12 protein-coding genes are annotated in these 15,496 nt (G+C 68.7%); 9 read left to right on the top strand and 3 right to left on the bottom strand.

The genetic code is table 11. From position 1 onward, the window contains the following. Positions 1 to 27: 27 nt before the first annotated feature. Entirely contained in the window at positions 28 to 1,068 is a 1,041-nt protein-coding gene (locus ACNPNP_RS14325) for a hypothetical protein (RefSeq protein ID WP_448966701.1), read from the bottom strand. A 121-nt stretch (positions 1,069 to 1,189) separates the two neighbouring features. On the opposite strand from ACNPNP_RS14325, the gene ACNPNP_RS14320 reads away from it, so the two are divergent. The 3 genes from ACNPNP_RS14320 to ACNPNP_RS14310 all read left to right on the top strand — a co-directional run bounded on the left by ACNPNP_RS14320 (position 1,190) and on the right by ACNPNP_RS14310 (position 3,263). Continuing rightward, positions 1,190 to 1,984, top strand: coding sequence for a MerR family transcriptional regulator (locus tag ACNPNP_RS14320; RefSeq protein ID WP_448966700.1), 795 nt, complete (start codon positions 1,190 to 1,192; stop codon positions 1,982 to 1,984). 108 nt (positions 1,985 to 2,092) lie between these two features. Further along, the gene (locus ACNPNP_RS14315; protein ID WP_448966699.1) at positions 2,093 to 2,461 is read left to right on the top strand and encodes a hypothetical protein; all 369 of its coding nucleotides are present in this window, start codon (positions 2,093 to 2,095) and stop codon (positions 2,459 to 2,461) included. 4 nt (positions 2,462 to 2,465) lie between these two features. Beyond that, a complete protein-coding gene (locus tag ACNPNP_RS14310) occupies positions 2,466 to 3,263 on the top strand; it encodes a nitroreductase family protein (RefSeq protein WP_448966698.1) in 798 nt (265 codons plus the stop codon). A 7-nt stretch (positions 3,264 to 3,270) separates the two neighbouring features. Here ACNPNP_RS14310 and ACNPNP_RS14305 read toward each other — a convergent pair whose 3' ends face one another. Then, entirely contained in the window at positions 3,271 to 4,800 is a 1,530-nt protein-coding gene (locus tag ACNPNP_RS14305; RefSeq protein ID WP_448966697.1) for an FAD-dependent oxidoreductase, read from the bottom strand. Positions 4,801 to 4,892: 92 nt separating this feature from the next. Here ACNPNP_RS14305 and ACNPNP_RS14300 point away from each other — a divergent pair, with 92 nt between their 5' ends. The 5 genes from ACNPNP_RS14300 to ACNPNP_RS14280 all read left to right on the top strand — a co-directional run bounded on the left by ACNPNP_RS14300 (position 4,893) and on the right by ACNPNP_RS14280 (position 11,826). Then, complete coding sequence (locus tag ACNPNP_RS14300; RefSeq protein WP_448966696.1) at positions 4,893 to 5,261, top strand: fluoride efflux transporter FluC; 369 nt, start codon at positions 4,893 to 4,895, stop codon at positions 5,259 to 5,261. Continuing rightward, the gene (locus tag ACNPNP_RS14295) at positions 5,258 to 5,617 is read left to right on the top strand and encodes a fluoride efflux transporter FluC (protein WP_448966695.1); all 360 of its coding nucleotides are present in this window, start codon (positions 5,258 to 5,260) and stop codon (positions 5,615 to 5,617) included. The genes ACNPNP_RS14300 and ACNPNP_RS14295 overlap by 4 nt, the downstream gene beginning before the upstream one ends. Positions 5,618 to 5,729: 112 nt before the next feature. Next, the gene (locus ACNPNP_RS14290; protein WP_448966694.1) at positions 5,730 to 6,320 is read left to right on the top strand and encodes a TetR/AcrR family transcriptional regulator; all 591 of its coding nucleotides are present in this window, start codon (positions 5,730 to 5,732) and stop codon (positions 6,318 to 6,320) included. Between the two features lie 17 nt (positions 6,321 to 6,337). Then, positions 6,338 to 9,514, top strand: a complete 3,177-nt coding sequence (locus tag ACNPNP_RS14285; protein WP_448966693.1) for an efflux RND transporter permease subunit — start codon at positions 6,338 to 6,340, stop codon at positions 9,512 to 9,514. A 185-nt stretch (positions 9,515 to 9,699) separates the two neighbouring features. After that, complete coding sequence (locus ACNPNP_RS14280; protein ID WP_448966692.1) at positions 9,700 to 11,826, top strand: HelD family protein; 2,127 nt, start codon at positions 9,700 to 9,702, stop codon at positions 11,824 to 11,826. On the opposite strand, the gene ACNPNP_RS14275 is transcribed toward ACNPNP_RS14280, so the two are convergent. Then, positions 11,819 to 12,715, bottom strand: a complete 897-nt coding sequence (locus ACNPNP_RS14275; RefSeq protein WP_448966691.1) for an aldose 1-epimerase family protein — start codon at positions 12,713 to 12,715, stop codon at positions 11,819 to 11,821. The genes ACNPNP_RS14280 and ACNPNP_RS14275 overlap by 8 nt on opposite strands. Before the next feature lie 265 nt (positions 12,716 to 12,980). On the opposite strand from ACNPNP_RS14275, the gene ACNPNP_RS14270 reads away from it, so the two are divergent. Beyond that, positions 12,981 to 15,446: a DEAD/DEAH box helicase gene (locus ACNPNP_RS14270; RefSeq protein ID WP_448966690.1), complete on the top strand. Its 2,466-nt coding sequence runs from the start codon at positions 12,981 to 12,983 to the stop codon at positions 15,444 to 15,446. The last annotated feature ends 50 nt before the right edge of the window (positions 15,447 to 15,496 follow it).

The following is a 15,496-nucleotide window of genomic DNA, read 5'->3' as shown; positions in this document are numbered from 1 at the left end:
CCCCCCCTCTTGCGGAACGTGCTGAGGTCAGACCGCGTAGTTCGGGCTCTCCACGCGGTTGTTCGAGGGATCGCGATCGCTGTGGATGCTGGTCTGAATGTATGCCCCGGGGCTGGGGAACACGGCACTGATCGGACCCGGATTCATCGTCATCGTCATCGTCACCGTGAGCGTCTGGCCTGACGTGATCGGCGTGTCGCGCAGCCAGAATCCCAGCGGGCTCTCCTCGGCGACATCGGATGAGACGTCGACGCCGTCGAGCAGGGCGCTCGTGATCGTCGCGCCGGTGAAGGCATTCTCCCAGCCCCCGCCCGCGCCGGACTGGCCGACGTAGACCTGCGGGCCGCGCACGTCGAAGGAGATCTCCGGACTCGTCCCGCCCGGGGCGAGTGAGGTGAGGGAGAACGACGTGGGAACGTCGATCACATACGGCGCGGATGCATCGAGCTCGTTCGTGATCGTCGCCGTGCTCCACTGGGCGGTCACGGCGCCGTCGTTAGTGTCCACATACGTGGCGGACATGGTCGCGACGTTGTTCTCCGGCGTCGGGTCGCCTGCGGCGAGGACGCTCAGCACATACGGATTCACGTCGTCGTACCACGCTCCCTGCCAGACGCCGAAGCCGCCGTAGATCGCGACGGAGCCGCCCGCCGGTATCTCCACGGGGATCGTGAACGTGGAGGTGACGATGTTGCCGGTCGTCTGCGAACTCGCGCGTGGCACCGGAGTCCCGGTCGACGAGTCGAGCGCGAAAGTGGGGTCAGCCAGGACGCGCGCGTCACTGCTGGCTGTGACAACGGTGCCGACAGGTACAACCGCGCTCGAGTCGTTGAAGATGCGGAATGCCGCGGGAACGCCCATGCTCCACTGGCGGAGGCCGTCAGGGCTCTGTGCGCCGAGCCCGTCGCCGAACGGGAGCGCTTCCAGCCGCAGGTCGGTCGCGACGCTCGCTGCGGCGAGCGGTGTCGCGACAGCGGCGGCGATCACCGGCACCGACCATGCGGAGGCCTTCAGTACGGTGCGCCGGGCTACCCCGGGCGCGTCGGATGTCGTGATGTCAGTGCTCAAGGGGTCCCCCACCGGTCGTTTCAATTACGGGGAAGACTTTAGCGGGTTCTGGGTGGTTCGGCTTGACATTGACGTTGCGTCAACTTTTATCGTGGTCATATCGACATGGAAGGAGGATGCAGTGCACACGCAGGACTGGTCGATCCAGGAGATCGCCCGCCACGCCGGGACCACGAGCAGAACGCTGCGTCACTACGACGACATCGGCCTGCTCGCTCCATCGCGCATCGCGCACAACGGGTATCGGCACTACGACCAGAGCGCCCTCGTGCGGCTGCAGCGGATTCTGCTGCTGCGCGACCTCGGACTCGGTCTGCCCCAGATCGCCGAGGCGCTCGAAGCATCGACGGACAGCAGCGCGGCAGTCGAGGCATCCGCTCTCGAGACCCACCTCGCGTACCTGCGCGAGGAGCAGAACCGGCTGGCGCGGCAGATCGCGTCGGTCGAGACGACCATCAACGCATTGAAAGAAGGAGGAACCCTCATGGCCGAGAACATGTTCGACGGCTTCGACCACACGCAGTACAAGGATGAGGTCGAGAACCGCTGGGGAAAGAAGGCCTACGCCGACAGCGATCGCTGGTGGCGAGGCATGACCGACAGCGAGCGAGCCGAATGGCAGCAGCTCGTGTCCGACCTCTCTCGGGACTGGATCGCAGCCGCCGAGAGCGGCATCGAGCCGGCATCCGATGAGGCGCAGGCCATCGCGCGACGCCACGTCGAGTGGCTGACCGGGGTGCCGGGCACACCGGCATCCGTGCCGCACGGCGACGTGAAGGGCTACGTGATCGGGCTCGGTGAGACGTACGTCGCCGATCCGCGCTTCGGTGCCAATTACGCCACTGCCGACGGCGGTACGCGCGGCGCCGAGTTCGTCCGCAACGCGCTCCGCGTCTACGCGGAGGCGAACCTGTAAGACACGCGTCAGGGAAGAGATCGCACGTTCGGGAGGAAGATCCCGCGTGTTCTCTCCTCCCTTTCGCGCGTTCTCCTCCCGAACGACCGCGGGGCATAGGGTCTATGCATGGCAGGCCGCCGCACGACCTCGAACGCGGCGCCGTTGTTCGTGGCAGCGGCGCTCAGCTATGCGGCGAACTGCGCACTGGGTCTGGCAGTCGCCGCCAGGGTCATCGACACCCGGAACTTCCGCTGGCTGCATCATGCGATGTACATCACGACGTGCACCACGGTCGTCGCCGCCATCGGCAGCGCGTGCCGGGGCAGTCGGCCCGCGCGTCAGGCCGCGCTCGCGCTGGCGCCGGCCGTGGTGCCGCTCACCGCGATCGCCTACGTGCCGACGCACACGCGCCGACATCCGCTCGTCGCGCTCGCCGCAGCGCCCTTCATCATCGCGAGCGTCGTGCGCTCGCTCCGCCCCGCCGACCGGAAGTGATCGCATGGAACTGCTCGACGCCATCCGCCGCCGCAAGACCACGAACGGGCCCTTCCTGCCCGAGCCGGTCTCGGGGGAGCATCAGCGGATCCTCCTGGAAGCGGCGGGCCGCGCCCCGTCGCAGCTGAACAGCCAACCCTGGCGATTCGTCGTGATCGAGAGCCGCGACACGATCGAGCAGATCGCGCGCATATCGGGCGAGAGCATGACCGAGGCGATGTCGAACGGCACGTTCTTCGAGCGCTACAAGCCGTACTTCCGTTTCAGTCAGGCCGAGATGGAGCAGAAACGCAGCGGGATGCTGTTCGACAAGCTCCCGGCGCCGCTGCGCCCCTTCACCGGTCAGGTGTTCACGAAGAGAGGGCAGACCCTCATGAACGCCCTCGGGGTTCCGAAGACGCTGGGGTCGGAGAACCGCAAGCTCGTGGCGGGCTCTCCGCTGCTGCTCGGCGTGATGCTCGATCGCAGCGAGTACCGCCCCGGGCAGCTGTCGTCGTTCTACTCGGTGTTCAGCATGGGCGCGGCGATGGAGAACGTCTGGCTGACCACGGTCGAGCTCGGCATGGGCATCCAGTTCATCTCGTTCCCCATGGAGGTGCCGGGTCGGTGGGATGAGATCGTTCGGCTTCTGCGCGTGCCCGACGATCTCGAGCTGATGGCCGTGTACCGGCTGGGCTACCTGCCGCCCGAGCAGCGGCGCCCGGCCATCGACTGGTCGAGCAGCCAGCGCAAGCTCCCGTCGCAGTACGTGTACCGGGAGGACTGCGAGACGCCGCAGACCGGCTGGGACGAGACGGGCTGACCGCGCGTCAGTTACCGCCCGACCGGGGGTGAAGCGTCAGATCGCGGACCGCGGGGCCCTCGATGCGAGTGCCGTCCGACGCGAAGCGCGAGGCGTGCAACGGGCAGTCCCACGTGCATTCGGCGTCGTTCCAGTCGAGCACGCCTCCCAGATGCGTGCACACGGCGGAGACGCCGCGCGTGACGCCGTCCACAGTGGAGACGCCGACGGGGTGACCGGCGCGATTCGCCACGACGCCGCTGCCCTCCGCGGGGCGGGGAACCGGTGCGCGACGCGATTCGGCACGTGACCATCCGGTTGCGGCGGCGGCTGCGACCCGCCCGCTCTCGGCGACGGCCCTCGAGACGTCGGCGGGCACGGTCAACCGTGTGCCGATCGCCGTCATCCAACGCGGTCGGTCGTGCCGCTCGGTGCCGATGATCTCGGCGGTGAGGCGCAGTGCGGCGGCCGGAGCGTTCGACAGCCCCCACTTGGCGTAGCCGGTGGCGAACCGGATGCGTCCGAGACCCCGCGGCATCGCGCCGACGAACGGGACGAGGTTGTGCGACTCGTAGTCCTGAGCCGACCACCGGTGGGTTTCCTCGGCATCGGGGAAGTGCTGTCTGGTCCATGCCACGAGATCGTCGATCGCCTCCGTCTCGCCATCCGAACGTCCGACCGGATGCCCGTTCCCGCCGACCACGAGCTGCGCCGTCGCGCCAGGCCCGTCGTCGGGCGAGACAGGACGGATCGACCGGCTCGGGTCGTCCACGGCGATGAAGGTGCCTTCGAGGGCGCTCCCCGGAACACGGAAGGCGACGCAGTACGAACGGAGGCCGCGGGTCTTCGCGAAGTAGAGACCCCGGTCGATGATCGGCGTGCCCGTCGCGAGGACGACGTGGCGCGCGAACAGCGGCCCGGCGGCGGTCTCCACGCGCGGCTCGGGGAGGGCGTGAGCGCCTGTGGCGCGGATGCCGGTGTGCAGCACCCCGCCCACGGCCAGCAGCTCTTCGGCCAATGCTCGTGCGACACGCATCGGGTCGATCGTCACCTGTTCCTCGAGGGCGACGGCGCCGACGACCGGGAACGGTGTCGCGGGCAGATCAGCCGGCGCCAGCATCCGGGTCGCCAGCCCCGCCTCGCGCGCGGCGAAGTGCTGAGCCCGGACAGCGTCGAGGCCGCGCGGACTCTGCGCGTACGTGTGGTCGGTGCGCCGGGTGTAGGGGACTCCCGCGCTGTCGGCGAAGGCGGTGAGCCACTGCATGCCGGCGCGGTTGGCGTCCACATACGCCCTCACCAGTGGGACCGTGTGGTGCCGGCGGATCTTCGCCAGGGTCTGCCCCTGAAGCAGCGTCAGCTTGCCGGTGTTCGCACCGGTCGTGAGCTCGCCGACCTCGCCGGCGTCGATCACTGCGACATCGAGACCCTTGCGAGCGAGCATGACCGCGGTCGACAGGCCGGTGAGCCCCGCCCCGACGACGACCGCGTCATGGCGTGCACCGGGTTCGAACGGCGATCCGAGGGATGAAGTGGGTTCGAGCTTCCACAGAGGGTTCATGGCGTTCAGTCAACGCCGCCCGCGGATGCACCCATACCGCCTTGACAATCCCGCCGTCCGCAGTCAGGCGACGACGGGGCTAGAGTGGCCGCGTGACTCTCCGCCGGCTGCTGCTCGTCGTGCTCGGTGGGACTCTGGGCACCGCGATGCGGCTCGCGTTCGCCCTGTGGACGCCGGATGCGGGAGGCTTCCCCCTCGCGACCTTCACGGTGAACATCCTCGGCGCGCTGCTGATCGGGGTCCTCGCCGCGCGCCTTCCCGGCGGATCGGACCTGCGTGTCTTCCTCGGCACGGGCATCCTCGGCGGGTTCACCACCTACAGCGCCTTCGCGGTCGACACGCTGCAGTTGTGGGCGCAGTCGCCGCTGCTCGCGGCGCTGTACGCGTTCCTGACTCTGCTGCTCGGCGTGACAGCCGCAGCAATCGGGATGCGCGTCGCACGGCGCAAGGGCGCGCGATGACTCCGCTCATCTTCCTGCTCGCATCCGTCGCCGGGGGTGCGGGCGCCGCTCTGCGCTACGCGGCGGATGTCGGCGTCAGCAGGTTGTCCGGCCGCCGGTTCCCCTGGGGGATCGTCATCGTCAACGTCAGCGGTTCTTTCGCGCTCGGCCTCGTCACCGCAGCGCTGCCGGATGCCGCTTTCGTCATCGGGGCAGGACTCCTCGGCGGCTACACCACCTTCAGCACCGCGATGCTCGACAGCATCGCCCTCTGGAAGGACGGCGAGCGGAGGGCATCGGCGGCGCATCTGATCGGGACGTTCGCGGCATCGGTCGTGGCGGCGCTCGCCGGGCTGGGACTCGGCGCCGCGCTCTGACCACCACCGACGCCTCGATGCCCCCGACCGGGCGGGGACCACGGCGCTCAGCATCCTCACAAATGCGAGAATGTACAAAAGTACATGTACAGGAGTCCAGAGGGGGAGGATCGTGGCCGAGACCGTCCGTCGCAGACGCGATCCCGAGACGCGCCGCCTGGCGATCGTCACCGCGGCTGCTGAGCTCATCACCGAGGTCGGCGTCGACGCGATCACCCATCGCATGGTCGCCTCCCGCGCCGATGTGCCCCTCGGTGCGACGACCCAGTACTTCGCCACACTCGACGACCTCCGCGATGCGGCGCTGCAGCTGCTCGCCGCTCATGTGGCCGAGCGGATGGCGGACATCCGTGCGATCATCAGCGAACGCGGTGCGACTCCGGCCTTGCTGGCCGAACTGATCCACGCGGCCCTCTCCGACGCCGCGGCCGTCCAGGCCGATCGTGCCGTCGTCACGGCGGCCGTGCACGATCCGAGGCTGCGCGAGCTCGCGCGGCACTGGACGGACGAGCTCGTCGGTATCCTCGCCCCCGTTCACGGCCCCGACAGCGCCAGGGCAGCAGCCGTTTTCATCGACGGCATACTCTGGCACGCACAGATCCACGAACGACCGCTCGATCAGCAGCTCATCGAGACCGCGCTCGCGGGCATCCTCGGGACCGCTGAGACTCCTGCATCCCTTTCGCCGCCGTCCACCGCATAGACAACCGAGAGATCACCGTGTCGAAACTCGCCATCCTCAGTCTGCGCAACCGCGCGCTGATCGCTCTCATCACGATCGTCGCCGCCGTGTTCGGCGGACTCGCCCTGACGAACCTCAAGCAGGAGCTCATCCCGTCGCTCGAGCTGCCGTCGCTCATCGTCATGACGTCGTATCCCGGTGCATCACCGGAGGTGGTCGAGAACGACGTCTCCACGCCGATCGAGACGGCGATCCAGGGCGTTCCGGGGCTCGAGTCCACGACGGCGACGAGCTCGACGAACTCCTCGATCATCCAGGCGACCTTCACATACGGCGAGAACCTCGCCACCGCCGAGCAGAAGATGCAGCAGGCGATCAACCGCATCTCCTCGCAGCTGCCGGAGGACGTCGAGCCGCAGGTGCTCTCGGTGTCGATCGACGACTTCCCCGTGATCCAGGTCGCCGTCACCGGATTCGAGGATGCCGAGACGGCGCAGGCCGACCTCGAGAACGTCGCGATCCCCGACCTCGAAGATGTCGAGGGGGTCAACGCCGCGCAGATCGTCGGAGGCATCGGCCAGCGCATCACCATCACCCCTGACGATGCGAAGCTCGCAGCCGAGGGCGTGAGCAGTCAGGCCATCAGAGACGCGCTGCAGCAGAACGGTTCGCTCTTCCCCGGCGGTGACATCACCGAGAACGGTCAGACGTTGACGGTGCAGACCGGCGCCAAGATCACCTCGGTCGACGACATCGCTGCTCTTCCGCTGGTGGGCACGGCCGCCACTGTGGCGGATGTCGCCACCGTGGCGCTGGAGTCCGATCCGGTGTCGTCGCTGTCCCGCGTGAACGGCGAGGATGCACTGTCGATCTCGATCACCAAGCTTCCCTCTGCGAACACGGTGGAGGTGTCCGACGGCGTGATCGCCGAGCTCGACGAGCTGCAGGAGGCCTTCCCCGACGCGGAGTTCACGGTCGTCTTCGACCAGGCGCCGTTCATCGTGCAGTCGATCGAGACGCTCGCCACGGAGGGTCTGCTCGGCCTCGTGTTCGCGGTGATCGTCATCCTGGTCTTCCTGCTGTCGATCCGCTCCACCCTCGTCACCGCGATCTCGATCCCGACCAGCGTTCTGATCACCTTCATCGGACTGCAGGCATTCGGCTACTCGCTCAACATCCTCACCCTCGGCGCTCTGACGATCGCGATCGGCCGTGTGGTCGATGACTCGATCGTCGTGATCGAGAACATCAAGCGGCACTACGTGGGCGACGCGGACAAGGGGGACGCGATCCGTCTCGCCGTGCGCGAGGTGGCGGCCGCTATCACGGCGTCCACGATCACGACCGTCGCGGTGTTCCTGCCCATCGTCTTCGTCGGCGACATGGTCGGCGAGCTGTTCCGACCGTTCGCGATGACGGTGACGATCGCGATGGTCGCCTCGCTGCTCGTGGCGCTGACGATCGTGCCCGTGCTGGCGTACTGGTTCCTGCGTCCTGGCAAGGAGCTGCGCGACGAGAACGGCGACGTGATCGATCCGGAGCACCAGGACGCCCCGCCGACACCGCTGCAGAAGATGTACCGCCCGATCCTCGGATGGACGCTGAAGCACTCGGCGATCACGGTGATCCTCGCGGTCGTGGTGCTCGGCGGCACCCTCGCCGCTGCGCCGCTGATGAAGATCAACTTCCTCAGCGACTCCGGTCAGAACACCATGACCGTCACCCAGGACCTCGGTCCGACGGCGAGCCTCGAGACGAAGGACGCCGCGGCATCCGTCGTCGAGGACGCGCTCGAAGGCATCGACGGCATCGAGAACGTGCAGGTCTCGATCGGCTCGAGCGGCTCGTCGCTCATGGACGCCTTCTCCGGCGGAGCCGGCGTGACGTACTCGATCATGACGTCGTCCGATGTCGATCAGGAGCAGCTCCGCGCCGACGTGCTGGACGCCGTCGACTCGCTGGAGGACGTCGGCGACATCAGCGTCAACGCCTCGGCTGGTCTCGGCTCGAGCGACATCGAGGTGAACGTCACGGCGCCGAGCTCGGATGCGCTGGCCGAGGCGACCGAGGCCGTGAAGGCCGAACTCGACGGACGCGACGGCATCGGTGCGATCACGGACAACCTGGCCGCCTCACTGCCGTACATCGCCGTGGTGGTCGATCGTCAGGCCGCGGCCGACAACGGCCTCTCAGAGGTCGCGGTCGGTTCGATCGTCTCGAACACGATGCGCCCGCAACAGGTCGGCTCGGTCGAACTGGATGACACGGCTCTCACGGTGTACATCGCCGCCACCGAGCCGCCGGCGACGATCGACGAACTGCGTTCGCTGGTCATCCCGAGCCCGCGCGGCATTCTCACGCTGCAGGACATCGCCCTCGTCGAGCAGCGTGAGGGGCCGACCTCGATCACGACCGAGCAGGGCCGCCGCACGTCGACGATCACGGTGCCTCCGGCATCCGACAACCTCGCGACCGCGACCGCGTCGGTGGCGGCCGCCCTCGAAGCGGTCGATCTGCCCGACGGCGCCAGTGCAGAGGTCGGCGGCGTCGCCTCGCAGCAGGCGGACTCGTTCTCGCAGCTCGGGCTCGCGATGCTCGCGGCCATCCTGATCGTCTACGTCGTGATGGTCGCGACCTTCAAGTCGCTGCGACAGCCGTTGCTGCTGCTGGTGTCGGTGCCGTTCGCGGCGACCGGCGCGATCCTGCTGCAGATCGTCACCGGCGTGCCGCTCGGCGTCGCATCCCTCATCGGTGTGCTGATGCTCATCGGCATCGTGGTGACGAACGCGATCGTGCTCGTCGACCTCGTGAATCAATATCGGGAGAAGGGGCTGTCGACGCGAGATGCGGTGATGGCGGGTGGCGAGAAGCGTCTGCGCCCGATCCTCATGACGGCGCTCGCGACGATCTTCGCCCTCACGCCGATGGCGCTGGGCATCACCGGGCACGGCGGGTTCATCTCGCAGCCGCTCGCGATCGTCGTGATCGGAGGCCTGGTCTCCTCCACGGTGCTGACACTGATCGTGCTGCCCACGCTGTACAACCTCGTCGAGGGGGCGAAGGAACGGCGCCGTGCTCGCAAGGCGGGGCCGGATGCCGGGGCCGACGCGTCGGAGTCAGATGGGCCGGAGCCCGATGGGTCAGGATCCGACGGTGCTGAGCATCCGCTGACCCGTCGTGAGCTGCGCGAGAATCACGGTCCCGCTGCAGTGTGAAGGCTGTCGACGGACGCTTCCGCTGCACATGTCGGCATCCGCTACATCGATATGTGTAGCGCATGCCGGAACCTGTAGCGCATCCGTGGGAAGGTCGGATCTGCGCAGTTCGGAATAGATCGCAGCCGGGTGCTGTTCACCGGCGAGTGCGCCGACCTCAGACCCGGCGCGCAGAAAGAGTGTCAGTGCCACTGAACGACCTCACCATATCGCCCGACCAGGAAACGATCACGAACGAGACGGCGGTGGCTCAGGAGCAAGCCGCTCTCGACGAGGCATTCGCGCGCAGGGACGACCTTCTGCAGGAGCTCGACGCGAGCCTCACGGCTCCCGCGACAGATGCCGTCCAGTACGCGCGGATGCGCATGATGGCGCAGCGGCGGTCCGAACTCGTTCACGCCGAGCAGGGGCTGATCTTCGGGAGGCTCGACGCTCTCGATGACACCGTCCGGCGTCTCGGCCGGGTGGGGATCCCCGGCCCGGACGATGATGAGCCGCTGGTGATCGATTGGCGTACGCCGGCTGCGCGCGCCTTCTACACCGCCACTGCCGTGGACCCGCAGGGTCAGGCCCGGCGTCGGCACATCCGCACGAGCGGTCGCACCGTGCAGGGAGTGGACGACGAGCCGCTCGACGGTTCGATGGCGAGCGATCTCATCGGCGAAGGCGCGTTGCTCGCCGCGCTGGACGAGCGTCGGACGGGCCGCATGAGCAGCGCCGCTGCGACCCTGCAGCGCGAGCAGGACGACGTGATCCGCGCCGACGCCCGCGGACCGCTCGTGGTGCAGGGCGGACCTGGCACCGGCAAGACGGTCGTGGCACTGCATCGGGTGGCGTACCTGCTCTTCACCCACACGCAACTGGCCGCGCAGGGCGTGCTGGTGCTCGGGCCGTCGACGCGCTTCCTCGACTACATCGCTCAGGTGCTGCCCGCCCTCGGGGAGACCGCGATCGTGCCCGCGACGTGCGACACCCTCGTCCCGGGGATCACCGTCGAGCGCGACGAGCCGCGTGCGGTCGCGGAGATCAAGGGGAGAGCGCTCTGGCAGCGCGCCCTCTCCGAGTACGCGTCGTCGCTGGCGCCCGCCCCCGCAGGGCTGGAGCTCCGCTGGGAGGGGGAGACGTACACGCTCGAGGAGCGCAGGATCGTGAATGCACTCGCATCCGCGACGTCCGGACGCGCCTACCACGCTGCGCGCGCCGTCTTCGGCGTACAGCTGCGGGATCTGCTCACCGATGCCGTCGTCGAGCGCAGCGAGCAGATGCTGGAGCAGCTGGAGGAGGGACTCGAGGACATCCTGGCAGGCGTCGACGCGGGGCTGGCGCGCTCCGATGACCGCGCCGCGGCCACGGGAGCGACAGGCGCGGAGGTCGACGGAGTGCTCTCGGAGGATGACATCGAGCGGTTGCGCGATCGGATCGACGCCGACGGCGGGATCGACGCCGTGCTCTCGCAGTGGTGGCCGATCCTCGACGCGGCGACCGAGTTGCGTCGATTGCTCGCCGACGATGCGATGCTGCGCAGGTGGGCGCCGGATCTCACCTCCGCCGAGCGCGATGCGGTGCGCAGCGAGCCGGCGGGTTGGGCCGGCAGCGACATCCCGCTCCTCGATGCGCTCTCCGATCTGCTGGGCGATCCTGAGCCCGGCGGCGGGCAGGGCGAGTTCCTCGCCGATCGCGCTGCGGCGAGGCGCGACTGGGTATACGGACACGTCGTCATCGACGAGGCGCAGGAACTGTCGGAGATGCAGTGGCAGATGGTGATGCGGCGTTGCCCTTCGCGGTCGATCACGGCCGTCGGCGACATCGATCAGGCGGAGGCCCCGCATCGGCACACCTCGTGGCGGCAGGCCGTGACAGCGGCGTTCGGCGAGCGGTGGACCGAAGCCCGGCTGACGATCTGCTACCGCACCCCGCTCGAGGTGATGGCGCTCACCGCCCCCGTGCTGCGAAATGCCGGGAGCGAGAACGAACCGCCGCGAGCCGTGCGTGCCTCCGGCATCGAACCGTGGGAACGCGACGTCGCCGAGCGGGATCTCGGCGCCGCGGCGGGACGCCTCGTCGATGAGTTGTCTGCGCGCTGGTCCGGAGGAACCGTCGGCGTCATCGCACCAGAGGGTCGCCTCGCGGCACTTCGCGACGCCCTGCCGGAGGCGAATGTGCTCTCGGCGACCGACGCCAAGGGGCTGGAGTGGGACGCGACGCTGCTCGTGGACGCTGCCGGTATCGCGTCCGAGCCGCGCGGCTGGAACGGGCTCTACGTCGCCCTGACCCGTTGCACCCAGGAGCTCGGGCAGCTGCGCGTCAGCTGAGCGCTATGCCCCAGGTGAGACTCCACGTCTCGCCTGGGGCGAGGCGGCGGATGCCGAGACCGCTGTTCAACGCATCCGCAGGGGCGGTCATCGGTTCGATGGCCACCGCGAGGTCGTGCCCGGGGTAATTCTTCGTCGTGTAGACCTGCACGAAATCGAAGCCCTCGCCCTGAGACAGGGTGACGCGACGACCATCGGGCGACGTGAGGGTGTGACGAACGAACCCGTCCGCATCGCGGGTGAGTTCGGTGAAGCCGGTGTCGAGCGCGATGTCGCCGAGGCGCACGCCGTCGCGCAGCCCCTCCGGCGCGGGGGAGGTGCCGGTGGGCAGCATCCGCTCGTCGGTGTCGAACTGCGTCGCGGCCGGAACGGTGAGCACCAGGTCGTGCGTGCCGACGTCGCCGATCATGAGGAAGGGGTGGGTGCCGAGGGCGGCGGGTGCCGCGGCATCCGATCGGTTCGTCAGCGTGTGCGTGACCTCGATGCCGGCATCGGTGAGCGCGTACGTGACCGTCGTATCGATCTCGTACGGGAAGCCGGTCTGCGGATGGATCGTCGCGCGGAGGGTGGCGACGTCATCCGTCTGCTCGACCTCGTAAGCGGTGAAACGCAGCAGTCCGTGACTCGCATTGTGCAGCTTCGGCTCGCTGATCGCGAGCTGCCGCGCGGTGCCGTCGTCGTCCCAGAGGCCGTCGCGCACGCGGTTCGGCCACGGGGCGAGCACGACGCCCGAGCACGAAGGGGTCGGGATGTTCTCGGGGTATCGCGAGACGAGATCGACGCCTCCGACCGTGAGGCCGCGGAGAGATGCACCGACCTGGGCGACCTGCGCCGTGACGGCGCCGCGCTGAAGGTGGATCTGGATGCCGGTGGGCGATTGCGAGGTCACAGTGTCATGTTACGGGCGGTCATGTCACGGGCGCCGTCGCCCGAGGGGTTTCTCAGGTGCATCGGCTAAACTTGTACGGTCGGCTTCGGGCAGCCGCGCATGGCGCGGGCGTTTATCTGTTGGAAGTGTGAGCCCAGGGGCCGATGGTGAGCGTCGATCGACGCTCATTAACCATCACATGAATGGCCCCCGGCCGACGGATGTCCGGGTTTCCCCGCGCGCGCAGCGCGGTGCTGTCACGTGCAGAACCCAGAAGGACACACCCATGCCCAAGAACAAGAAGCCCCAGGGTGGCAGGCCCTCCCGCAACTTCGAGCCGCGCTACGGCGCGAACAAGACCTCGTTCCACGACCGTCACGCCGGTCGCCCTGAGGGCGGGCGTTCGGATGCCGGAGCACAGCGCTCCTCGTCGAGCCGCTCGTCGGCCGGTGCCGACCGCCGCCCAGGCAGCAAGAGCGCGGGTCACCGCGGATACCGTCCGGCCGAGGCCGAGAGCGGCGCCCCGAAGCGTCGTTGGAGCGACCAGGAGCGTGCCGGTCGCGACGAGGCCCGCGGCATCCGCAATCGTGCCGAGTCCGGTCGCCGCGAGGCGCCGCATCACCAGAGCGAGCGTCCCCGCACCGATGGGCGTCGTTTCAACGACGACCGTCCGCGCTTCAACAGCGACCGCGGGGCTGAGCGTCCTCGTTTCAACGACGACCGTCCGCGCCGCGATGATCGTGGACGCCAGGATGAGCGTCCGCGTCGCGATGCCGGCTCATCGACCGGTTCCCGCTACCAGGGCGACCGTCCGCGCTTCAACAGCGACCGCGGCGCTGAGCGCCCCCGTTTCGACAGCGACCGTCCGAACAGCCGGGGCGCCGAGCGTCCCCGGTACGACAACGACCGCCCGCGCTTCAACAGCGACCGGTCCGCAGAGCGTCCGCGCTTCAACGACGATCGTCCCCGCCGCGACGACCGCGGTGGCCAGAGCGATCGCCCGCGCCGCGATGCGGGTGCGTCGGCAGGCAGCCGGTTCTCCGGCGACCGTCCGCGTTTCAACAGCGACCGCGGTGCTGAGCGCCCTCGGTACGACAACGATCGCCCCCGGTACAACAGCGACCGCGGCGGCGACCGCCCCCGCTATGACAACGACCGCCCCCGCTTCAACAGCGACCGGTCCACCGAGCGTCCCCGCTTCAACGACGACCGCCCGCGTCGTGACGACCGCGGTCGCGACGATGGCCGACCGCGTTACGAGGACCGTCCCCGTGTCGACAGCGACCGTCCGCGTCGTGACGGTGCAGGCGCGGCATCCGGTTCGCGCAACCAGGGCGACCGTCCGCGTCGTGACGACGCCCGCCGTGACGATCGCGGACCCCGCCGTGACGATCGCGGACCCCGCCGCGACGACCGCGGCCCTCGCCGTGACGACCGTCGTAGCGAGCCGCGCGCGAGCCGTGACGACTGGAACAAGACATCGGCTGCACCGTTCGAGCCCACCGAGGACGTCGTCCACGAGCGTCTCGAGGCGAAGACCGTGGCCGCGCCGGAGGTCGAGGGCGTCACGTTCGCCGATCTCGGCATCGGCTCGAACATCGTCGAGGTGCTGAGCAATCTGGGTGCGGAAGCGCCGTTCCCGATCCAGGCCGCGACGATCCCGTCGATCCTCGAGGGTCGCGACGTGCTCGGCCGTGGCCGCACCGGCTCCGGCAAGACCATCGCCTTCGGCGCCCCGCTCGTCGAGCGCGTGCTGAAGTCGCAGGCGGGCAAGCGTCGTGAGTACGGCCGCAAGCCTCGTGCGATCATCCTCGCCCCGACGCGTGAGCTCGCGCTGCAGATCGACCGCACGATCCAGCCGATCGCCCGCAGCGTGGGCCTGTTCACCACGCAGATCTACGGCGGCGTCCCGCAGGGGCGCCAGGTCGGCGCGCTGATGAAGGGCGTCGACATCGTGATCGGAACGCCCGGACGCATCGAGGACCTCATCAAGCAGCGCAAGCTCGACCTCTCGGACTGCCGCATCGCGGTGCTCGACGAGGCCGACCACATGTGCGAGCTCGGCTTCGTCGAGCCGGTGCAGCGCATTCTGCGCCACACCCAGGAGGGCAGCCAGAAGCTGCTGTTCTCGGCGACGCTCGACCGCGAGGTCGCTGCGCTGGTCGACGAGTTCCTCGTGGATCCTGCCGTGTACGAAGTCTCGGGTGAAGACCAGGGCTCCGGAACGATCGACCACCGCGTGCTCGTGATCGAGCACCGGGACAAGGCCGAGATCCTCACCTCGATGGTCGACCGTGCAGGCAAGACTCTGGTCTTCGCCCGCACCCGCGCATACGCGGAGACCCTGGCCGAGCAGTTCGACGACGCGGGCATCCCTGCGGCCGCGCTGCACGGTGACCTCAACCAGGCCAAGCGCACGCGCAACCTCGAGCGCATGACCTCGGGGCGCGTGTCGGTTCTGGTCGCCACCGACGTCGCCGCTCGCGGCATCCACGTGGATGACATCGACCTGGTGATCCAGGCGGATGCGCCGGACGAGTACAAGACCTACATGCACCGCTCGGGTCGCACCGGCCGTGCAGGCCGCGCGGGCCGCGTCGTCACGCTGATCACGCGTCAGCGTCAGCGTCGCATGACCGAGCTGCTGGGTCGCGCCGAGATCGACGCACCGTTCGAGTCCGCTCGTATCGGTGACGACATCATCGAGGAGATCACCGGGCGCATGCCCAGCAACGACGAGATCACCCGATAACGGCGTTCGCAACTCCTCGAAGAACGTGAGGCGAAGGGCCCCCGCTGCAA

The sequence above is a fragment of the Microbacterium xerophyticum genome (genome assembly GCF_053543555.1).
The sequence above is the reverse complement of the archived record's forward strand: the minus strand, read 5'-3'. Positions and strand labels throughout refer to the sequence as shown.